General features: G+C 60.7%; 19 protein-coding genes. 8 read left to right on the plus strand and 11 right to left on the minus strand.

All coding sequences use genetic code 11. The features are described 5' to 3' along the window. Nucleotides 1–71: 71 nt before the first annotated feature. The 4 genes from nadC to hofC all read left to right on the plus strand — a co-directional run bounded on the left by nadC (nt 72) and on the right by hofC (nt 4,233). Nucleotides 72–962 carry a carboxylating nicotinate-nucleotide diphosphorylase gene (gene nadC / locus ACJ8J5_RS06950; RefSeq protein WP_025301584.1) on the plus strand — a complete coding sequence of 297 codons (891 nt, stop codon included), beginning with the start codon at nt 72–74 and terminating at the stop codon, nt 960–962. A 189-nt stretch (nt 963–1,151) separates the two neighbouring features. Continuing rightward, the gene (gene ppdD, locus ACJ8J5_RS06955) at nt 1,152–1,589 is read left to right on the plus strand and encodes a prepilin peptidase-dependent pilin (RefSeq protein WP_099816579.1); all 438 of its coding nucleotides are present in this window, start codon (nt 1,152–1,154) and stop codon (nt 1,587–1,589) included. Between the two features lie 5 nt (nt 1,590–1,594). After that, nucleotides 1,595–3,037 (plus strand): type II secretion system protein GspE, encoded by a 1,443-nt coding sequence (gspE, locus tag ACJ8J5_RS06960; RefSeq protein WP_197836130.1) that lies wholly within the window; start codon nt 1,595–1,597, stop codon nt 3,035–3,037. After that, on the plus strand, nt 3,034–4,233 hold the full coding sequence (gene hofC, locus ACJ8J5_RS06965; protein WP_025301581.1) for a protein transport protein HofC: 1,200 nt from the start codon (nt 3,034–3,036) through the stop codon (nt 4,231–4,233). The genes gspE and hofC overlap by 4 nt, the downstream gene beginning before the upstream one ends. 54 nt (nt 4,234–4,287) lie before the next feature. On the opposite strand, the gene ACJ8J5_RS06970 is transcribed toward hofC, so the two are convergent. Then, nucleotides 4,288–5,331 carry a GMP reductase gene (locus tag ACJ8J5_RS06970; RefSeq protein WP_043135912.1) on the minus strand — a complete coding sequence of 348 codons (1,044 nt, stop codon included), beginning with the start codon at nt 5,329–5,331 and terminating at the stop codon, nt 4,288–4,290. Between the two features lie 362 nt (nt 5,332–5,693). Between ACJ8J5_RS06970 and coaE the strand changes: the two genes are divergently transcribed. From coaE to yacG, 3 genes are read left to right on the plus strand one after another with little or no spacing between them, the layout of a single operon-like run. Next, nucleotides 5,694–6,308 carry a dephospho-CoA kinase gene (gene coaE / locus ACJ8J5_RS06975; protein ID WP_060434237.1) on the plus strand — a complete coding sequence of 205 codons (615 nt, stop codon included), beginning with the start codon at nt 5,694–5,696 and terminating at the stop codon, nt 6,306–6,308. Between the two features lie 5 nt (nt 6,309–6,313). Continuing rightward, nucleotides 6,314–7,066: a cell division protein ZapD gene (zapD, locus tag ACJ8J5_RS06980; protein ID WP_025301579.1), complete on the plus strand. Its 753-nt coding sequence runs from the start codon at nt 6,314–6,316 to the stop codon at nt 7,064–7,066. Between the two features lie 51 nt (nt 7,067–7,117). Further along, nucleotides 7,118–7,309, plus strand: coding sequence for a DNA gyrase inhibitor YacG (gene yacG / locus ACJ8J5_RS06985; protein ID WP_025301578.1), 192 nt, complete (start codon nt 7,118–7,120; stop codon nt 7,307–7,309). A 39-nt stretch (nt 7,310–7,348) separates the two neighbouring features. Here yacG and mutT read toward each other — a convergent pair whose 3' ends face one another. The 3 genes from mutT to secM form a co-directional block, all read right to left on the minus strand. Beyond that, entirely contained in the window at nt 7,349–7,753 is a 405-nt protein-coding gene (gene mutT, locus ACJ8J5_RS06990) for an 8-oxo-dGTP diphosphatase MutT (RefSeq protein ID WP_049204788.1), read from the minus strand. A gap of 80 nt (nt 7,754–7,833) precedes the next feature. Beyond that, a complete protein-coding gene (gene secA, locus ACJ8J5_RS06995; protein ID WP_025301576.1) occupies nt 7,834–10,542 on the minus strand; it encodes a preprotein translocase subunit SecA in 2,709 nt (902 codons plus the stop codon). A gap of 82 nt (nt 10,543–10,624) precedes the next feature. Then, a complete protein-coding gene (gene secM, locus ACJ8J5_RS07000) occupies nt 10,625–11,155 on the minus strand; it encodes a secA translation cis-regulator SecM (protein ID WP_049204789.1) in 531 nt (176 codons plus the stop codon). A 26-nt stretch (nt 11,156–11,181) separates the two neighbouring features. Here secM and ACJ8J5_RS07005 point away from each other — a divergent pair, with 26 nt between their 5' ends. Further along, the gene (locus ACJ8J5_RS07005) at nt 11,182–11,697 is read left to right on the plus strand and encodes a DUF721 domain-containing protein (RefSeq protein WP_025301574.1); all 516 of its coding nucleotides are present in this window, start codon (nt 11,182–11,184) and stop codon (nt 11,695–11,697) included. Between the two features lie 114 nt (nt 11,698–11,811). Here the strand turns inward: ACJ8J5_RS07005 and lpxC are convergent, their stop codons facing one another. The 7 genes from lpxC to murG form a co-directional block, all read right to left on the minus strand. Next, nucleotides 11,812–12,729 (minus strand): UDP-3-O-acyl-N-acetylglucosamine deacetylase, encoded by a 918-nt coding sequence (gene lpxC, locus ACJ8J5_RS07010; protein WP_004932754.1) that lies wholly within the window; start codon nt 12,727–12,729, stop codon nt 11,812–11,814. A gap of 103 nt (nt 12,730–12,832) precedes the next feature. After that, nucleotides 12,833–13,987 (minus strand): cell division protein FtsZ, encoded by a 1,155-nt coding sequence (gene ftsZ, locus ACJ8J5_RS07015; RefSeq protein ID WP_004932757.1) that lies wholly within the window; start codon nt 13,985–13,987, stop codon nt 12,833–12,835. A 74-nt stretch (nt 13,988–14,061) separates the two neighbouring features. Then, the gene (ftsA, locus tag ACJ8J5_RS07020) at nt 14,062–15,318 is read right to left on the minus strand and encodes a cell division protein FtsA (RefSeq protein WP_004932758.1); all 1,257 of its coding nucleotides are present in this window, start codon (nt 15,316–15,318) and stop codon (nt 14,062–14,064) included. Further along, nucleotides 15,315–16,166, minus strand: coding sequence for a cell division protein FtsQ (ftsQ, locus tag ACJ8J5_RS07025; protein ID WP_004932761.1), 852 nt, complete (start codon nt 16,164–16,166; stop codon nt 15,315–15,317). The genes ftsA and ftsQ overlap by 4 nt, the downstream gene beginning before the upstream one ends. 1 nt (nt 16,167) lies before the next feature. Then, entirely contained in the window at nt 16,168–17,088 is a 921-nt protein-coding gene (locus ACJ8J5_RS07030) for a D-alanine--D-alanine ligase (protein ID WP_127146503.1), read from the minus strand. Continuing rightward, entirely contained in the window at nt 17,081–18,556 is a 1,476-nt protein-coding gene (gene murC / locus ACJ8J5_RS07035; RefSeq protein ID WP_025301571.1) for a UDP-N-acetylmuramate--L-alanine ligase, read from the minus strand. The genes ACJ8J5_RS07030 and murC overlap by 8 nt, the downstream gene beginning before the upstream one ends. 84 nt (nt 18,557–18,640) lie before the next feature. Next, on the minus strand, nt 18,641–19,705 hold the full coding sequence (gene murG, locus ACJ8J5_RS07040) for an undecaprenyldiphospho-muramoylpentapeptide beta-N-acetylglucosaminyltransferase (protein WP_004932773.1): 1,065 nt from the start codon (nt 19,703–19,705) through the stop codon (nt 18,641–18,643). Nucleotides 19,706–19,708 lie beyond the last annotated feature (3 nt).

The following is a 19,708-nucleotide window of genomic DNA, read 5'->3' on the forward strand; positions in this document are numbered from 1 at the left end:
GCGGTGGTACTTATTCCTGCAACAGAGTAGCATGTTCCCCTACGATCTAACCGTCCATTTCGGAGTTTTCCATGCCGACACGCCGCTACAGTGCCGACCGTCGCCGTACCGAGCTTCTTGAACGTATTGAAAGTGATATTCCCTATTCCGTCGCCCAGGCGCTGCGCGAAGACCTGGGAGGTGAAGTTGACGCCGGGCGCGATATTACCGCGCAATTGTTACCGGCGGACAAGCAGGCCGAAGCCACCGTCATTACCCGCGAAGCCGGCGTGTTCTGTGGCCGCCGCTGGCTGAACGAAGTCTTTATTCAGTTGGGCAACCAGGTGCAGGTGGAGTGGCTGGTGGCAGACGGCGACCGTCTGATACCGAACCAACCGCTTTGCCGGCTGCGCGGCCCTGCGCGGGTGCTGTTGACCGGCGAGCGCACCGCGCTGAACTTCGTGCAGATGCTCTCCGGCGTGGCGACCGAGGTCAGCCGCTATGTGGCTCTGCTGGAAGGCACCCAGACTCGCCTGCTCGATACCCGCAAGACCTTGCCCGGCCTGCGCACCGCGTTGAAATATGCCGTACTGTGCGGGGGCGGCAGCAACCACCGGCTGGGGCTGTCCGATGCCTTCCTGATCAAGGAAAACCACATCATCGCCTCCGGCTCGATCAAAAACGCAGTGGAAAAAGCCTTCTGGCTGCACGCCGACGTGCCGGTGGAAGTGGAAGTCGAATCGCTTGATGAACTGCAGCAGGCGCTGGACGCCGGCGCCGACATCATCATGCTGGACAACTTCAGCGTCGAGATGATGCGTCAGGCGGTCGCCCAAACCCAGGGCCGCGCCCAGTTGGAGGTATCCGGCAACGTCACCAGCGAGACGCTGCGCACCTTCGCCGAGACCGGCGTGGATTACATTTCGGTCGGCGCGCTGACCAAACATGTGACCGCGCTCGATCTGTCGATGCGCTTCAAATGATCCCCTCGCCCCCGGCCGCCGCCGGGGGCGTTACCGCAGATTTGCGAAGCCCCTCGCACCGTTTTTCCCTCCGCTGCAAACGGCATCATTACTGATGGAAGCACGCCGAGAAACGCGTAAAACCCGCTCGCCGTTCCCCCGCGCAAACCGCTACCGTTGTTTTCCACACCCTTATGGAGGAAACAACGCATGGAAACGCAACGCGGCTTTAGCCTGATCGAACTGATGGTGGTGATCGCCATCATCGCCATCCTCAGCGCCATCGGCATTCCTGCCTACCAGCGCTACATCCAGAAAGCGGCGATGACCGACATGCTGCAAACCATGGCGCCGTATAAACTGGCGGTCGAACTGTGCGTGCTGGATGAAGGCGCGCCCGCCGGCTGTGACGCTGGCAGCAAAGGCATTCCCACCGGCGGCGCGTCGCGTTACGTCAGCGAGGTGAAAGTCGTTAAAGGCGTCATCACGCTGACCGGCGCCCAAACGCTGCAGGGGCTGGCGGTGGCGTTAACCCCCAAATCGAACGCCGATGGGCTGACCCACTGGACCCGGCTGTGCAGCAGCGAAAACGCGACGCTGGTTGAGGTGTGCCGGGAAGTCTTCCGCTTCGACGACGCAGCGGAGTAGCAGCGATGAACGCGCAAATCAGCGAAGAGGTTCACACCCTGTGTCGGCGCTATCAGGCGCTGGCGCTGAGCGAAGACCCGACCACCCTGACGGTCGCGCTCAGCGAAGAAGCGCCGCAGGGGCTGCTGGTGGCGCTGCGTTTCGCCACCGGCAAACGCATCCATCTGGAACAATGGCCGGCGGCCAGGTTGGAGCTGGCGCTGAATCAGCACCACGAGCCGCTCTCGGCACCGCTGGCAGCCGAAGAGGACACAACCGATATCGCCTACCCCGACGACGGCGATGCGCCGGTGGTACAGTTCATCAACCAGACGCTGCGCCTGGCCATTCAGCGCCGCGCCTCGGACATCCACTTCGAGCCCTTTCGGCAGCATTTTCGCATTCGTCTGCGCATCGACGGCGTGCTGCAAACCCTCGCCTCACCGCCGCCGCAGCTGACCGCGCGCCTCATCGCCCGGCTGAAGATCCTCGGCCAGTTGGATATCGCCGAGCGCCGTCAGCCTCAGGACGGGCAGCTCAGCCTGACGCTGGACAGCGCGCGCTATGCCATGCGTATCGCCACCCTGCCGACGCTGCACGGCGAAAAGGTGGTGCTGCGCGTCCAGCAGGGTGAGCAGCAGGAGCTGCCGCTGGATCAGTTGGGCATGAGCCGGGCGGATCTGGCGCGCTACTCGACGGCGCTGGCCTGCCCGCAAGGGTTAATCCTGGTGACCGGCCCGACCGGCAGCGGCAAGACGGTGACGCTGTACAGCGGTCTGCGCCAGTTGAACGATGCGCAAAGCAACCTATGCAGCGTCGAGGATCCGGTCGAGATCCCGCTGTTCGGCATTAATCAGACCCAGATCAACGCCAAAACCGAGCTGAGCTTCGCCCGGGTGCTGCGCGCCCTGCTGCGTCAGGATCCGGACGTCATCATGATCGGCGAGATCCGCGATGCGGAAACCGCCGAGATCGCGGTCAAGGCCGCGCAAACTGGCCACCTGGTGCTGTCAACGCTGCATACCAACTCCACTGGCGAAACCCTGACGCGGCTGATGCACATGGGGATCCCCGGTTACCTGCTCGCCGGCTGCCTGAAGCTGATCGTCGCGCAGCGGTTGGTGCGCAGGCTGTGTCGCCACTGCCGCTACCCGCAAAGCCAGCCGACGCATTTTCCCACCGCGATCTGGCCAGAACCGCTGACCGCCTGGCGCGCCGACGGCTGCGAGCACTGCTTCGGCGGTTACTATGGGCGCATCGGCGTGTATGAGCTGTTGGCCATTACGCCGGAAATACAGGCGGCGCTGCTGGCGAACGCTGCTCCTAGCCTGCTGGCGAATATCGCCCGTGAGCAGGGGCAGCTTTCGCTGCTGCAGGCCGGGCTGACTCTGGCCGCCGAAGGCACGACCTCGCTGGAAGAACTGTATCGCGTGATCGACGTCGTCCAGCTCGGCGCAACCACGTCATGAAAGCACGCCGCCTGTTTCTGTGGCAGGCTTTCGACGCTCAGGGCGCCTTACGCCGCGGCGAACTGATGAGCGAAGAAAAACGGCAGGTGAGCCGATTACTGATTGAGCAAGGCATGCAACCGTGCCGAATCGGGCACGGCAAACGCGTTACGCCCGGCCAATGGCGTGGAGAACCCTTAATCCACTTCACCCGCCAGCTCGCCACTCTGCTGCAGGCGGGGTTGCCGCTGGTCGATGCGCTGCAGTTGCTGGCAGCAGAGCATCCTTCGGCAGCCTGGCGCTGCCTGCTGCGCCAGCTGGCCGACCAGGTGCGCGAAGGGCAACCGCTTTCCGAAACCCTCGCCGAACAACCGGGGATTTTTCCCCTGATCTACCGCCAGCTGATCGCCATCGGCGAACTGACCGGTAACCTCGATCGCTGCTGCCTGCAGCTGGCACAACAGCAAGAAGCCCAGCTGCTGCTGCGCCGCAAGGTGACCAAGGCGCTGCGGTATCCCCTCTTCATCTGTGCGGTGGCGCTGCTGGTCAGCGTGCTGATGCTGGTGATGGTGCTGCCAGAATTCGCCAAGGTTTATCAATCGTTCGATGCGCCACTGCCCTGGTTTACCCAAGGGCTATTGAAGTTGTCCGCGCTGCTGATCGCCGTTGGCCCCTATTTGGCGCTGCTGCTCGGCGCATCGCTGTTCGGCTACTGCCGCTGGCTGCATCCGCGCCCGCCGTGGCGCAGACGTGAACAGGCACTCTTGCTTCGCCTGCCGCTGATCGCCCGGCTGGTGAGCGGCGGCGCGCTGAGCCAAACATTTCGCATCCTGACCATGACCCAACGCGCCGGGCTGACGCTGGTGGAAGGCTTGAGCGCGGCGGCGCTGGCGGCTGACCATCTGCTGTACCGACAGGCGCTGGAGCAGGTGCGACGGCAGATCGCCGAAGGCGAAGCCTTTCATCAAGCCATGGGCCTGCAACCGCTGTTTCCGCCGCTGTGCCGGCAGTTGGTGCGGGTGGGCGAAGAGTCCGGTTCGCTGGACGCCTTGCTGGATAAATTGGCACAGTGGTATGAACGGCAGACGCACGAGCTGGCCGATACGCTGGCGCAAACGCTGGAGCCGCTGCTGATGCTGGTGGTGGGCGGGATTGTCGGCGCTTTGGTGATCGCCATGTACCTGCCTATCTTTCAACTGGGCAGCGTGTTGGGATAAGGGGAAGAGGATAGCGGGCGCCGCGGTGTGCTGCGCCCGAATGCAAGGTGCGGCTTATTTGCTGCCGAAGACGCGGTTTTCCTGCTCTGCCACGCGGATAAAGGTGGTGCGCTTGGTCAGCTCTTTCAAACGCTCGGCGCCGACGTAGGTGCAGGCGGAACGCAGACCACCGAGGATATCGCGCACGGTAAACTCCACCTCGCCCCTCAGCGGCAGCTTGACGGTTTTCCCTTCGGCCGCGCGATACTCCGCTACGCCGCCGACATGGCGCTTCATCGCTGACTCGGAGCTCATGCCGTAGAACAGCATGAACTTCTCGCCTTTCTCTTCCACCACGGTGCCTTCGCACTCGTCGTGGCCGGCCAGCATGCCGCCCAGCATCACGAAGTCCGCGCCGCCGCCGAAGGCTTTGGCGACATCGCCCGGCACCGAGCAGCCGCCGTCGCTGACGATTTGGCCGCCCAGCCCGTGGGCCGCATCGGCGCATTCGATTACCGCCGACAGCTGCGGATAGCCCACGCCGGTTTTCACGCGGGTGGTGCATACCGACCCCGGGCCAATGCCGACTTTAACGATGTCGGCGCCGGAGAGGATCAACTCTTCCACCATCTCGCCGGTCACTACGTTGCCGGCGCAGATCACGTGATTCGGGCAGGCTTCGCGCGCTTTCTGCAGGAAGGCGACGAAGTGTTCAGAGTAGCCGTTGGCCACGTCGATACAGATGAATTTCAGCGCCGGAGACAGGGCCAGGATCTGCTGCATTTTGGTGAAGTCGGCTTCGGAAGTGCCGGTGGACACCATCACGTGGCGCAGCACCGATTCCGGCATGCGCTGCACGAAATCAGCCCATTGCTCGACGCTGTAATGTTTGTGTACGGCGGTGAGAACGTCGAAAGAAGCCAGGGCCTCGGCCATGCGGAAGGTACCCACTGTGTCCATGTTGGCGGCGATAATCGGCACGCCGGACCAGCTGCAACCTGAATGCTTGAAGGTAAACTGACGTTCCAGTTCAACCTCGGAACGGCTTTTCAGCGTGGAGCGCTTAGGGCGGATCAACACGTCTTTAAAGCCCAACTTCAAATCTTCTTCAATACGCATGACTTATGATTTCCTGGTTAATGGCGACGGATCGCAAGGAGGATGTTCGAACCTCTGCCCGACGGCTTTCCAGTGGCGCAAAAAGACGGCGGCGAGATTAATGCCAGTTCCAGTGACGTTATAATACGCGCTAATAATCGCCGAACAAGACTGCGAATTCGCCTTTATTTACGCTACAATCCGACAAATTTACCTGCATAATCGCAGTGTGATTGCCCGCTCATTTCTGCCGTGCCGCTGCGCTTTTTCTCGCCGTCCAAACGGGGCCGAGGCGCAAGCGCCGCCTGCCGACTTGCACTTCTGCGCGATCGCTTTATGATTCGTCTATTATTTTTTTATGAACATCGGATGCACCTAACACCATGGCCTACATTGTTGCGTTGACCGGGGGCATAGGCAGCGGCAAAACGACCGTTGCGAACGCCTTTGCGCGCCACGGCGCAGCCATTGTCGATGCCGACGTGATCGCCCGTCAGGTCGTTGAGCCGGGCACCCCTGCTCTGGCCGCGATCGCCGAGCGATTTGGTAATGAAATGTTGCTGCCGGACGGCGCGCTCAACCGCGCTGCTCTGCGTCAGCGAATCTTCAGCCACCCCGATGATAAAACCTGGCTGAACCAACTGCTGCATCCGCTGATACACCGCGAGACCCAACGCCAACTGGCGCAGGCGGCCAGCCCGTACGCGCTGTGGGTGGTGCCGCTGCTGGTGGAAAACGGCCTGCAGGATCGCGCCGATCGGGTGCTGGTGATCGACGTCGACACCGAAACCCAGTTGGCTCGCACCATCGCGCGCGACGGCATCAGCCGCGAGCAAGCGCAGAGCATTCTCGCCGCCCAGGCCACGCGCCAGCAGCGCCTCGCCGTGGCGGATGACATTATTGACAACAGCGGCGCCGCTCAGGGGATAGAGCCACAGGTCGCCGCACTGCATCGTCGCTACCTTGAACTGGCGGCAACAGCGCCCCAACAGGATTAAACTGCATGAGTGATGTTTCCCCAACCGTTCTCTTTGAACATCCGCTGAACGAAAAAATGCGCACCTGGCTGCGCATCGAATTCCTGCTGCAACAGCTGCACGGCCAACGCGCCCTGAGTGAAACCGCCATCGCCCTCACCTTCTTTCGCACCGTCTCCGACCTGCTGGACGTGCTGGAGCGCGGCGAAGTGCGCACCGAACTGCTCAAAGAGCTGGAGCGCCAGCAGCAGAAACTGTTGGCCTGGGCCGATGTGCCGGGCGTGGATATGGCGCTGATCGATCAGCTGCGCGGCCAATTGAAGTCGCGCTCATCGGCGCTGATGGCGGCGCCGCGCCTCGGCCAGGCGCTGCGTGAAGACCGGCTGATCGGTCTGGTCCGTCAGCGGCTGAACATTCCCGGCGGCTGCTGCAGCTTCGATCTGCCAACCCTGCACATGTGGATGCACGCGCCGCAGCAGGATCGCGATGCCGACGTCGCCGCCTGGCTACAGTCGCTGGATCCGCTGAACCAGGCGCTGATCATGGTGTTGGATCTGATCCGCCAATCCGGGCCATTCCGCAATCAAATCAGCCTGAACGGCTTTTTCCAGGACAACGCCGAAGGGGCGGATCTCCTGCGCCTGCGCCTCCATCTGGCGCCGCAGCTTTATCCGCAGATTTCCGGCCACAAGACGCGTTATGCCATTCGTTTCCTGCCGCTGGACAGTGAAAATGGCGTGGTGCCTGAACGCCTGACGTTCGAACTGGCCTGTTGTTGAACTCATGAAAGCAAGCCTTCTCAGCACTGACAGAAGGCGTAAGGAACCGTTATGACGACCGTAGTAAAATGCCCAACCTGTGGCACCGGCGTGGTTTGGGGTGAAGTCAGCCCGTTCCGGCCGTTTTGCAGCAAACGCTGCCAGTTGATTGACCTTGGCGAATGGGCCGATGAAGAGAAGCGCATTCCGAGCAACAGCGATCTGTCGGAAAGCGAAGACTGGAGTGAACTCGACGACCGCTAATCGCCGGTTGAAGGCCTGGCGGGCGCCAGGCCAATCTTGTTATTGCGCGGCGTTCGCCTGCGCTACCAGCAGTTGAATAATGCCGACGTTGGCTTCCGGGAACTCGTCTTCACGCAGATCGGCCTGTTTTACCCAGCGCATCGGCTGCCCCTCACGGCCAAACGGCTCGCCCGCCCAACGCTCCACCAGATAAAAATTCAGTGTCACGATGCGATCGCTGAAACGATGTTCCACCACCTCCAACAGTTCGGCCCGCTCGGCTTCGATACCGGTCTCTTCGTGCAACTCGCGGCTCAGGGCCTGTTCCGGCGTCTCACCCGGTTCGATCTTGCCGCCGGGAAACTCCCAAAATCCGGCCATGTGCGTGTCAGCGGCGCGGCGGGTAATAAAGATCTCCCGTTGAGCATTGCGGATGATGCCCACGGCGATATTCAGATGTTTCATCTCACCCTCCTGATGGGTGCCAAAAAACAGGGGCTCAGCAAGCTGAACCCCTGGGTGTTATCGGTTAACCGCAGCCGGCATTACTGCAGGCGGCCGTGGCACTGCTTGTATTTCTTGCCGGAACCGCATGGGCAAGGATCGTTGCGGCCCACTTTGCGCTCGGCGGTGGCCGGCGCGTTCGGATCTTCGGTCACCAGCGCGTTCTCGTCGTGGTGGCTCAGCTGTTGCTGCTGCGCCAGGCGCTCAGCCTCTTCACGACGCTGCTGTTCCAGCGCTTCCACCTCTTCCGGCATCCGCACCTGTACCTTGCTCAGCACGCTGATCACTTCATATTTCAGCGATTCCAGCATGGTGGCGAACATGTTGAAGGATTCGCGCTTGTACTCCTGCTTCGGATCCTTCTGCGCATAGCCGCGCAGGTGGATGCCCTGACGCAGGTAGTCCATCGCCGCCAGGTGCTCTTTCCACAGGGAATCCAGCGTCTGCAGCATCACGCCCTTCTCGAAGTTGCGCATCATTTCGCTGCCGACCACGTCTTCCTTACGCAGGTACTGCTCTTTGGCGTTCTCCAGAATGCGTTCGCGCAGCGTCTCTTCGTGCAGCTCCGGCTCTTTGTCCAGCCACTGGGCAATCGGCATCTCCAGATCGAAGTCGTTCTTCAGGCGCTCTTCCAGCCCCTGAATGTCCCACTCTTCTTCCAGCGACTGCGGCGTGATGTAGTTGTCGATGGTGCTCTTGAACACGTCCTCGCGGATGCTGGCGATGGTTTCGCTCACGTCGGACACGTCCAGCAATTCGTTACGCTGGCTGTAGATAGCGCGGCGCTGATCGTTGGCGACATCGTCGTATTCCAGCAGTTGCTTACGGATATCGAAGTTACGGCTCTCCACCTTGCGCTGAGCGTTGGCAATCGCCTTGGTCACCCACGGGTGCTCAATCGCCTCGCCTTCTTTCATACCCAGTTTACGCATCATGCCAGACACGCGATCCGAGGCGAAGATACGCATCAGGGCATCTTCCATCGACAGGTAGAAGCGGGATGAACCGGCGTCGCCCTGACGACCGGAACGGCCGCGCAGCTGGTTATCGATACGGCGCGATTCATGGCGCTCGGTGCCGATGATATGCAGGCCGCCCGCAGCCAGCACCGCATCGTGGCGCACTTTCCAGGCGGCTTTGATGGCTTCAATTTGCTCTTCGGTCGGTTCTTCCAGCAGCGCCACTTCGGCCTGCCAGCTGCCGCCCAGCACGATATCGGTACCACGGCCCGCCATGTTGGTGGCGATGGTCACCGCACCGCTCTGACCCGCCTGGGCAACGATGTCCGCCTCCATGGCGTGGAATTTGGCGTTCAGCACCTTGTGCTCGATACCCGCTTTGGTCAGCTCATGGGAAACCACTTCGGATTTCTCGATTGAGATGGTACCCACCAGCACCGGCTGGCCTTTGGCGGTACGCTCGCGGATGTCTTCGATGATGGCACCGATCTTCTCTTTCTCGGTCATGTACACCAGATCCGGCATATCCTTACGGATCATCGGACGGTTGGTTGGCACCACGATGGTGTCCAGCTTGTAGATCGAGCTGAATTCGAAGGCTTCGGTATCGGCGGTACCGGTCATCCCGGCCAGCTTCTCGTACAGACGGAAGTAGTTCTGGAAGGTAATCGAAGCCAGCGTCTGGTTCTCGTTCTGGATCTCCACGCCTTCTTTGGCTTCCACCGCCTGGTGCAAACCGTCGGACCAGCGGCGGCCCTGCATGGTACGGCCGGTGTGCTCATCGACGATGATCACTTCGCCGTCTTTCACGATGTAGTCCACGTCGCGGGTAAACAGCACGTGGGCGCGCAGCGCGGCGGTAACGTGGTGCATCAGCATGATGTTGGTCGGCGAGTACAGCGATTCGCCTTCATCCATGATGCCGGCTTCTACCAGCATCTCTTCGATCAGGATCAGGCCGCGTTCGGTCAGGTGAACCTGACGCGCCTTCTCATCCACCGAGAAGTGCCCTTCACCCTTGAAGGTGTCGGAGTCTTCTTTTTCCTGGCGGATCAGTTTAGGGATCAGCTTGTTAACCTTGATGTACATCTCGGAGCTGTCTTCTGCCGGGCCGGAGATGATCAGCGGCGTACGCGCTTCATCGATCAGGATGGAGTCCACCTCATCCACCAACGCATAGTGCAATTTACGCTGCACGCGCTCTTCTGGGCTGAACGCCATGTTGTCGCGCAGGTAGTCGAAGCCGTATTCGTTGTTGGTGCCGTAGGTGATGTCGGCGGCGTAAGCTTCACGCTTGGCCGGCGCCGGCATGCCCGGCAGGTTGATACCGATGCTCAGGCCGAGGAACTCGAACAACGGACGGTTGTTTTCGGCGTCACGCTGCGCCAGATAGTCGTTGACGGTCACGACGTGCACGCCGCGGCCGCTCAGGGCGTTCAGATAAGCCGGCAGCGTCGCGGTCAGGGTTTTACCTTCACCGGTGCGCATCTCGGCGATGCAGCGATCGTTCAGCACCATGCCGCCCAGCAGCTGCACGTCGAAGTGACGCATGCCGAACACGCGCTTGCTCGCCTCACGCACCACGGCGAAGGCTTCCGGGATCAGGCTGTCCAACGACTCGCCTTTCTCCAGGCGCGCGCGGAACTCGTTGGTTTTCGCTTTCAGCTCGTCATCGGACAGTTTTTCCATGTCCGGTTCCATGCGGTTGATCTGCTCAACCACTTTGCGCATGCGGCGCAGGGTACGATCGTTACGGCTGCCAAAAACTTTGGTTAATAATTTCACTAACATGATGTTTGATATCTCTGTCATGACGGCCGAGCACGGCAGTCAACTTGCTATTATTTATGGTTTTTGTGCCCGAAGGGCGAAGTCAGACGAGTGCGGCGGGCCCGGCACGAATGCCTTGCACCTGCGCCACCCACAGGCCGGTCTGATGCCGTGCCAGCGTTGGCAACACCTCAAGGTGGGTGTGACGAATGATGGTCGGCGGCTTCGGCTCGTGCGTCAGCAGCGCGTTGAGAGTAGAAAGCAGCGCCAGTTGCGCCACTTGCAAAGGGGGTTCCGCTTCGGCTTCGCTCTCCTGCACCCGCGCATAAACCGCCTGCGGCGCCAGCGCGAAAGAGAGGTGACGAATGACGGTGCGCAGCGCATGTTGCTGCCAATAATCTACGCTGAAGGTAGGACGGCGATGTGCGTCCTGCAGCAGGGCCAGGCTGTTGAAGGTGCCGTTGGCCGAATTTTGCCGGTTAAGGCTGGACGATGTGCTCGGCAGTGCGGCCTGATCGGGGGCGCCGGACAAATTGGAAGGTGCGCCAAGCGTGGCCGCGACCATCCCTAACAGGAGATGGGGCCAGAAATAACGTCTGCCAAATTGTCGCCAACGATTTAGAATACCGATCACGAGTTTATAATCCGCCGGAGCCCATTATGCGCGATAGCCGTCCACAATTATTAGATGTCCTGTTCGACGACGCGTCTGCCGGCAGCAAAGGGACGCTGCAAAACGTCCAGCAACGCGCGGTGGCGCTGCTCAAGCTTAACCGTGCAGTGAAGGGCCTGTTGCCCGCTCCCCTGCATCCCTGGTGCCGCGTCGCGAATTTCCGACAGGGTATTTTAGTGCTCGAAACGGCAAATGCCAGTTGGATGATGCGCTTGCGCTACGAACAACCCGCTTTGCTGTCTGCACTACGAGCGCAAATTCTACCATCATTGTCGTCGATCGACATCAGGATTAATCCGGCCTTGATGGCGAAAGGCAGCAACCAGGTGCAAAACGCCGAAAAAGCGCCTGAAAAACCCGTGCCAATGCGGCATTTGAGTCTGGAAAGTGCGGAGGAACTGAGAGGATTAGCAAGCCGTAGCCCGGAGAAACTGCGCAAGATTTTGGAACGGCTGGCTGCATTGGCCGGAGAGGGTACCAACACAACCAGTCGTGATAAGTAATCAGCGACACGAACTGCAAAACACCCGACAGCCGGCATCACACCATCGCGAGCCTGAATGCTCAGGCTCTCAGGGGATGCGCCTGCCGTTATTCGCAGGCGAGGAATTCAGACCTTACGCCAATACGGTAGACGGTGCCTTGAATGCCAATGGCATTTCGGCTTCGTCCTGGAAGGTCACGTATTCCCACGCTTCCTGCTTGGCCAGCACGGCCTGCAGCAGTTTGTTGTTCAGCGCGTGGCCAGACTTGAACGCGGTGAACGCGCCAATGATGTTGTGGCCGCACATGAACAGGTCGCCGATGGCGTCCAGCATTTTGTGACGTACGAATTCGTCTTCGAAACGCAGACCGTCTTCGTTCAGCACGCGGTAGTCGTCTACCACGATGGCGCAATCGAAACTGCCGCCCAAGGCCAGGCCACGGGACTGCAGGTATTCGATGTCACGCATAAACCCGAAGGTGCGCGCGCGGCTGATTTGACGCACGAACGACTCAGCCGAGAAATCAAGGCGATAGCGCTGAGAGCTGGCGTCGATAGCCGGGTGGTTGAAATCGATGGTGAAGTCCAAGCGGAACCCGTTATGCGGGGACAGCTCGGCCCATTTATCGCCATCTTCAACACGCACAGTCTCTTTCAGACGCAGGAATTTCTTCGCCGAGTTCAGTTCTTCGATGCCGGCATCCAGCAGCAAGAACACGAACGGACTGGCGCTGCCGTCCATGATTGGGATTTCAGCGGCGTCGACTTCAATGACGATGTTGTCGATGCCCAGCCCAGCCAGCGCGGCGTTGAGGTGCTCAACGGTCGAAATACGCACGTCATGCTCATTCACCAGGCAAGTACAGAGCATGGTATCACGCACGGATTTTGCATCAGCCGGAAAATCAACCGGTGGATTCAAGTCAGTGCGACGATAGATGACCCCGGTATTAGCCGGCGCTGGGCGCATTGTCAGCGTGACTTTCTTGCCGGTATGCAAACCGACGCCAGTCGCCTGAACAATACGTTTTAATGTCCTTTGTTTGATCATCGTTTTATCTCGCAATGTTATCCATCCTACCAGCCAAGCATACAGCATGGCTGGCGGGACAGTTTAGCACAAAGAGCGGAGATTCCAAATTCTCAGGATATTCTTAGTCTGCCTGCTTACGCAGGAAGGCTGGAATATCAAGATAGTCGGGCTCTTTATTCGGCTGCGCAGCTTGGTCGTTGACCACCTTCGCGGCAGGTTTCACTTCCTGCGGCAGAGGCGACATGCCGTGCTGCTGATAACGGTGATCCATCACCGGCTGGCTGGCCTGCTTATTGGTCACCAGGGTGATTTCAGGACGCTTGTCCATACCGATACCGGTTGCAACCACGGTTACGCGCAGTTCGTCGTTCATTTCTGGATCCAGCGAGGTACCGATAACCACGGTAGCGTTGTCGGAAGCGAACGCGCGGATGGTGTTACCCACGGTTTCGAACTCATCCAGACGCAGGTCGAAGCCAGCGGTAATGTTGACCAACACGCCGCGCGCGCCGGACAGGTCGATGTCTTCCAGCAGTGGGCTGGAGATCGCCATTTCGGCCGCTTCTTCGGCGCGGTCTTCACCGCAAGCCACGCCGGAACCCATCATCGCGTAGCCCATTTCGGACATCACGGTGCGCACGTCGGCGAAGTCGACGTTCATCAGGCCCGGACGGGTGATCAGCTCGGCGATACCCTGCACCGCGCCTTTCAGCACGTCGTTGGCCGCGCCGAACGCGTCCAGCAGGGAAATGCCGCGACCCAGAACTTTCAACAGCTTGTCGTTCGGGATAGTGATCAGCGAGTCCACGTGTTTGGACAGCTCAGCGATACCCTGCTCCGCGAATGCCATGCGCTTCTTGCCTTCGAAGTTGAAAGGCTTGGTCACCACGGCCACGGTCAGAATACCCAAATCTTTAGCCACTTCAGCCACCACTGGCGCTGCACCGGTACCGGTACCGCCGCCCATGCCGGCTGCGATGAAGACCATGTCTGCGCCGTCCAGCGCTGCGCGCAGGGCTTCGCGGTCTTCTTCCGCTGAATTGCGACCCACTTCAGGGTTCGCGCCCGCACCCAGACCTTTGGTAATACCGCTACCAATCTGGATGGTTTGGCCAACCGCCGTTTTGCGGAGCGCCTGGGCGTCCGTGTTCACAGCGAAGAATTCAACACCTTCGATGCGCTCGCGCACCATGTGTTCAACGGCGTTGCCACCGCCGCCGCCGACGCCGATGACTTTAATCACCGCGTCATTGGTTAGTTCCATTGGTTCAAACATAGTTTCTCTCCGTTTTGTGCCTGTCGCTGCGAGATCATAAAAAGATTACTCAGCATGATCTCTTTGTTGAAACATTAAAACTCTTTTCTCAGCCAGCTATTGATGCGTTTAAACCAATTGCCCACCGAGGCGCGTTTTTCTACTTCTGTCTCACCGCTCAGGTGAGACTCTTTTCCATAGTGCAGCAGACCTACCGCCGTCGAGTAGTAAGGCTCCTGCGCATAATCCGTCAGACCCGTGATGTTCAAGGGTTGGCCGATGCGTACCTGGGTGTGGAACACCCGTTGCGCACAGGCTGCCAGGCCATCAATCTGGGCGGCGCCACCGGTCAGCACGATACCTGCCGCCAGATGATGCTTCACCCCTTGCTGACGCAGTTGCTCCTGCAATTGCAAAATTTCATCGTTAACCAGATTCAACAGTTCGGTGTAGCGTGGCTCAATGACTTCAGCCAGCGTCTGTCTTTGCAGACTGCGCGGAGGACGTCCCCCGACGCTAGGCACCTCTACATTCTCATCCTTGCTAACAATCGACCCAAGCGCACAACCGTGTCGAACTTTAATCGCTTCCGCGTCGGTCGGCGGCGTGCCGAAGGCGTAAGCGATATCGCTGGTGACCACGTTCCCGGCGTAAGGGATCACTTTGGTGTGGCGCAGCGCACCGCCGGTGTACACCGCCATATCCATGGTGCCGCCGCCGATATCCACCACGCAAACGCCGAGTTCGCGTTCATCTTCGGTCAGCACCGCGTAGCTCGCGGCCAGACCGGCGAAAATAAGTTGGTCAACTTTCAAGCCGCAACGTTCCACGGCCTTGACGATGTTCTTCGCCATATCGTTATGGCAGGTAATCAGATGCACCTTGGCCTGCATGCGCACGCCGGACAGCCCAACCGGGTTTTTGATGCCTTCCTGATAATCGATGGCGTATTCCTGAGGAATCACGTGCAGAATGCGGTGTTCGTCGCGCACGCGCACCGATTTGGCGGTGTGCACCACGTTCTCCACGTCGTCCTGCGTCACTTCCTCTTCCGAGATCGGCACCATGCCGATTTCGTTCTGGCAGCTGATGTGCTTGCCCGACAGCGCCAGATACACCGACGAGATCTGGCAGTCCGCCATCAGCTCGGCCTGATCGATGGCGCGTTGTACGCACTTCACCACCGACTCCAGGTCGTTTACGCCACCCTTATCCATGCCGCGAGACGGGCAGCTGCCCACCCCGATAATGTTGACCATGCCATCGGGCAGAACTTCCCCTACCAACGCGGAGACTTTTGCAGTACCGATCTCCAGTCCAACTACCAGTTTTCTGTCCGTCGACTTGATCATTGTTGTTTTGCCTGTGCCTGATTCTGTTGCTGATTACTGTTTTGCTGACCGCCAAGCGCCTGCGGATCGACCAACACCGGAGCCCACCCTACCGAAGCGCCGGACTCGTAGCGCAGATCGACATAGCTGACACGCTTGCTCTCCGCCTGGCCCTGCTGCTGCAATACCGGGTAAAGCTCGATAAACCGCTGCAAACGCCCATTGCGGTCATCGCGCCCCAGCTCAAGCCGGACATCGTTGTCCAGCGCCAGCTGCCAGGAATGGCGCGCGGTCATCGCCGCCATTTTCAGCGTATATTTGCTGGCCGCCAACGTGGCGCTCATCGCCCGATAGCCCTCCAGCACATCCTGCTCGCTTCCTTCCGGCCCGTAGAGCAGCGGCAACTTCTGCTTGCCCGCCCGCTCCGCCGGCACGCTGAACGCTTTGCCCTCGGCGTCCACCATGTGCAAATCGTTCCAGCGCGCCACCGGGACGTACTCCACCAGATGGATCTTCAGCTCATCCGGCCATTGTTTGCGCACGCTGGCCTGCTTGATCCACGGCAGACGTTCGATCTGCTGCTGGATGACGTCCACATCCTGCGTCATAAAGGTGCCGGGGGCGCCCAGCGCCAGGATCGCCTGACGAATATCATCGTTGGTGGTGTAGTGGCGTTCGCCGGTCACCACCAGCCTTGAGAGCGGCAGGCGACTGGCGTCTTTCATCCAGCCAAGCACCGCCCAACCGCTCCACACGACCGTTCCCAACACCATCAGCAGGAAAATCATTCCCGCCAACTGGGTTCCATTGCTGCGGCGCGGGCCGTTATCCACCTCGCGATCGCGCGCATTTAGGGCAGCTTGCGACATATCAGTCGGCCAACTCCAAAATTCTCGCCACTAGCTGCGAGAAGCTTAATCCAAACTGGCGCGCCGCCATCGGCACCAGGCTATGACTGGTCATGCCCGGAGAGGTGTTCACCTCAAGCAGATAGAAGCTGCCATCGCTGTCTTGCATCACGTCGACGCGGCCCCAGCCGCTGCAGTCCAGACCGCGGTAGGCGCGCAGCGCCAATGCCGCCATCTCGGCTTCCTGCTCGGCGCTCAAACCGCTCGGGCAGAAGTACTGCGTATCGTCCGAAATGTACTTGGCCTGGTAGTCGTAAAACACGCCGGCCGGCTGGATACGGATAGACGGCAGCACCTGGTCGCCCAGCATTGCCACCGTGTATTCCGGGCCGCTCAGCCACTTCTCCACCAGCACATCGTCGTCATGGCGGAAGGCTTCTTCCAGCGCGGCTTCCAACGCAGCGCTTTCGGTGACCTTGCTCATGCCGACGCTGGAGCCTTCACGGCTCGGCTTGACGATCAGCGGCAGGCCGAGATCCGCCACGCGCGCCAGCAGCGCCGCTTTTTCGGCGCCGAGATACAGCTGGCGATTCAGCGCCACGTAAGGCGCCACCGGCAAGCCCATCGACTGCCACACCATCTTGGTGCGCCATTTGTCCATGGTCAGCGCCGAGGCCATCACGCCGCTGCCGGTATAAGGCAGCTCGAGGAACTCCAGCAGCCCCTGCAGGGTGCCGTCCTCGCCGCCGCGGCCGTGCAGCGCGATAAACACTTTGGTGAACCCTTGATCTTTCAGCTGGGTCACCGGGAAATCGCGGGTATCGACGCCGTGCGCATCGATGCCGGCTTCGCGCAACCCGGCCAGCACCGCGGCGCCGGACTGCAGAGAAACGTCACGTTCAGCGGAGGTGCCGCCCAGCAGAACTGCAACTTTATCAGCCATGGTGCTCCTCCTCTTTCTTCGGCGGCTGCAGCTTCAGCTCGGCCAGTTTACGGGCGATTTTGCCCACGTTGCCGGCGCCTTGCACCAGCACCAAGTCTTCATCCTGCAGCAGCTGCGCCAGCGTTTCCGGCACGGTATCGGCATCGGAAACCAGGATCGGATCCAGCTTGCCGCGGCTGCGGATGGTGCGGCACAGCGAGCGGCTGTCCGCGCCCGGGATCGGCGCTTCACCGGCGGCGTACACGTCAAGCATCAGCAGCACATCCACCTGCGACAGCACGTTGGCGAAATCGTCGTACAGATCGCGAGTACGCGTGTAGCGGTGCGGCTGGAAGATCATCACCAGACGCTTGTCCGGCCAGCCGGCGCGCGCCGCTTTCAGCGTGGCGTCCACTTCGGTCGGATGGTGGCCATAATCGTCCACCAGCATCGCGCTGCCCGCTTTGCCGTTGACCGGCTCCAGCGGAAACTCGCCGAGGAAATCGAAGCGGCGCCCAGTGCCCTGGAAGCCCGCCAGCGCGCGCAGGATATCTTCGTCGTCGATGCCTTCTTCGGTCGCTACCGCCACCGCCGCCGCTGCGTTCAACGCATTGTGGCGGCCCGGCGCGTTCAGCGTCACCGTCAGCAACGGTTTGTCCTGACGGCTCAGGGTAAAGTGCCCCTGCGGCCCAATCTGCCGGTAGTCTTCGATGCGCACGTCGGCATCTTCACTGAAGCCGTAGGTGGTGATGTGGCGACCCACGCGCGGCAGCAGCTCACGCACCACCGGATCGTCGATGCACATTACCGCGCGGCCGTAGAACGGCAGGTTGTGCAAGAAATTGATAAACGTCTGCTTCAGGTTCTCGAAGTCGCCCTGGTAGGTGTCCATGTGGTCGGCTTCGATGTTGGTGACCACGGCCACCATCGGCTGCAGATGCAGGAACGACGCATCGCTCTCATCCGCTTCCGCGATCAGATAACGGCTGGACCCCAGTCGTGCGTGGGTCCCCGCCGCCTTCACCAGCCCGCCATTGACGAAGGTCGGGTCCAGGCGGGCTTCGGCGTAAATGCTCGAGACCATCGCCGTGGTGGTGGTTTTGCCGTGCGTGCCGGCGATAGCGATACCGTGGCGAAAACGCATCAGCTCCGCCAGCATTTCAGCGCGGCGGATCACCGGGATGCGCGCTTCACGAGCGGCGACGATCTCCGGGTTGTCGGCGGAGATGGCGGTAGACACCACCACCACGCTCGCATCCAGCACGTTTTCCGGACGGTGATTGAAATAAATCGTCGCCCCGAGCGCGCTTAACTGTTGGGTGACCGGATTCGGCGCCAGGTCGGAGCCGCTGATCTGATACCCTTCGTTTGCCAACACTTCGGCGATACCACCCATGCCGGCACCACCGATGCCGACAAAGTGAATGTGCCGGACGCGACGCATCTCGGGCACGATAGTACGTAGTTTCGCCAGTTGTTGTGTATTCATCACTCTCTCTAATCCGGATCCGGTACCCCGGCCCTACATCACATTGCTTTTATTCAGGTTCGGCGCACCGAACCCCTGCACTCGTTACTTGGCGAGCCGCACCAGCTCCGCCGCCACGCGCTCGGTGGCATCCGGAATGGCGACCGCACGCGCTTTCTCGGCCATGGCCAGCAGCGTCTTGCGATCCCAACTCGCCAGCAGTTCGGCCACCACATCGGCGTTAAACTGCGGCTGTTCGATAATCTTCGCCGCGCCGGCTTCTTCCAGCGGACGCGCGTTCCAGTACTGCTGACGATCCTTGTGCATAAACGGCACGAAGATCGCCGGCAGCCCTGCCGCCGCGATTTCACTGACGGTCAACGCGCCGGAGCGGCAGACCACCACGTCGGCCCAGGCATAGGCGGCGGCCATGTCGTCGATGAACTCGGTCACTTTGTGCTGCGTCTGCCCTACCCTTTCGTAGTCGCGCAGCACCGTTTCCAGCGCGCCCTTGCCAACCTGATGCCAGAGCGTAATTCTATCGCCCAAACGCGCCGCGACTTCAGGAACTGTCTGATTCAGCACGCGGGCGCCCTGACTTCCGCCAATCACCAGCACGCGGATCGGGCCTTCGCGCCCTTGCAACCGCTCTGCCGGCAGTGGCAGCGCCAACACGTCGGTACGCACCGGGTTGCCCACCACCTCGGCGTTCGGGAACGCGCCGGGGAAGGCCTGCATCACTTTGGCGGCGATGCGCGCCAGCCAGCGGTTGGTCAAACCGGCGATGCCGTTCTGCTCGTGCAGCACCACCGGGATGCCGCACTGCCAGGCTGCCAGGCCGCCGGGACCGGAGACGTAACCGCCCATTCCCAGCACCACATCCGGCTGATAGCTGCGCATAATGGCTTTTGCCTGACGCACCGCCTGCCAGATCCGCAGCGGTGCGGTCAATTGAGCCTTCAGGCCCTTGCCGCGCAGGCCGGAGATGCGGATAAAATCGATCTCGATCCCGTGCTTCGGCACCAGATCGGCTTCCATTCGGTCTGCGGTTCCGAGCCAGCGCACCTGCCAGCCCTGCGCCATCAGATGATGCGCGACCGCCAGCCCCGGGAACACGTGCCCGCCGGTACCGCCTGCCATCACCATTAAACGCTTAGGTTTCCCGCTCATCCC

The sequence above is a fragment of the Serratia sp. CY43202 genome (assembly GCF_052168755.1).
GTDB lineage: Bacteria > Pseudomonadota > Gammaproteobacteria > Enterobacterales > Enterobacteriaceae > Serratia > Serratia bockelmannii.

Coding starts and splice junctions, on each gene's coding strand:
- ppdD (WP_099816579.1), top strand. CDS start 1,152: ATGGAAACGCAACGCGGCTTTAGCCTGATCGAACTGATGGTGGTGATC.
- ftsA (WP_004932758.1), bottom strand. CDS start 15,318: ATGATCAAGTCGACGGACAGAAAACTGGTAGTTGGACTGGAGATCGGT.
- gspE (WP_197836130.1), top strand. CDS start 1,595: ATGAACGCGCAAATCAGCGAAGAGGTTCACACCCTGTGTCGGCGCTAT.
- lpxC (WP_004932754.1), bottom strand. CDS start 12,729: ATGATCAAACAAAGGACATTAAAACGTATTGTTCAGGCGACTGGCGTC.
- secA (WP_025301576.1), bottom strand. CDS start 10,542: ATGTTAGTGAAATTATTAACCAAAGTTTTTGGCAGCCGTAACGATCGT.
- ftsZ (WP_004932757.1), bottom strand. CDS start 13,987: ATGTTTGAACCAATGGAACTAACCAATGACGCGGTGATTAAAGTCATC.
- murC (WP_025301571.1), bottom strand. CDS start 18,556: ATGAATACACAACAACTGGCGAAACTACGTACTATCGTGCCCGAGATG.
- ACJ8J5_RS06970 (WP_043135912.1), bottom strand. CDS start 5,331: ATGCGTATTGAAGAAGATTTGAAGTTGGGCTTTAAAGACGTGTTGATC.
- ftsQ (WP_004932761.1), bottom strand. CDS start 16,166: ATGTCGCAAGCTGCCCTAAATGCGCGCGATCGCGAGGTGGATAACGGC.
- ACJ8J5_RS07030 (WP_127146503.1), bottom strand. CDS start 17,088: ATGGCTGATAAAGTTGCAGTTCTGCTGGGCGGCACCTCCGCTGAACGT.
- yacG (WP_025301578.1), top strand. CDS start 7,118: ATGACGACCGTAGTAAAATGCCCAACCTGTGGCACCGGCGTGGTTTGG.
- nadC (WP_025301584.1), top strand. CDS start 72: ATGCCGACACGCCGCTACAGTGCCGACCGTCGCCGTACCGAGCTTCTT.
- mutT (WP_049204788.1), bottom strand. CDS start 7,753: ATGAAACATCTGAATATCGCCGTGGGCATCATCCGCAATGCTCAACGG.
- coaE (WP_060434237.1), top strand. CDS start 5,694: ATGGCCTACATTGTTGCGTTGACCGGGGGCATAGGCAGCGGCAAAACG.
- ACJ8J5_RS07005 (WP_025301574.1), top strand. CDS start 11,182: ATGCGCGATAGCCGTCCACAATTATTAGATGTCCTGTTCGACGACGCG.
- murG (WP_004932773.1), bottom strand. CDS start 19,705: ATGAGCGGGAAACCTAAGCGTTTAATGGTGATGGCAGGCGGTACCGGC.
- hofC (WP_025301581.1), top strand. CDS start 3,034: ATGAAAGCACGCCGCCTGTTTCTGTGGCAGGCTTTCGACGCTCAGGGC.
- zapD (WP_025301579.1), top strand. CDS start 6,314: ATGAGTGATGTTTCCCCAACCGTTCTCTTTGAACATCCGCTGAACGAA.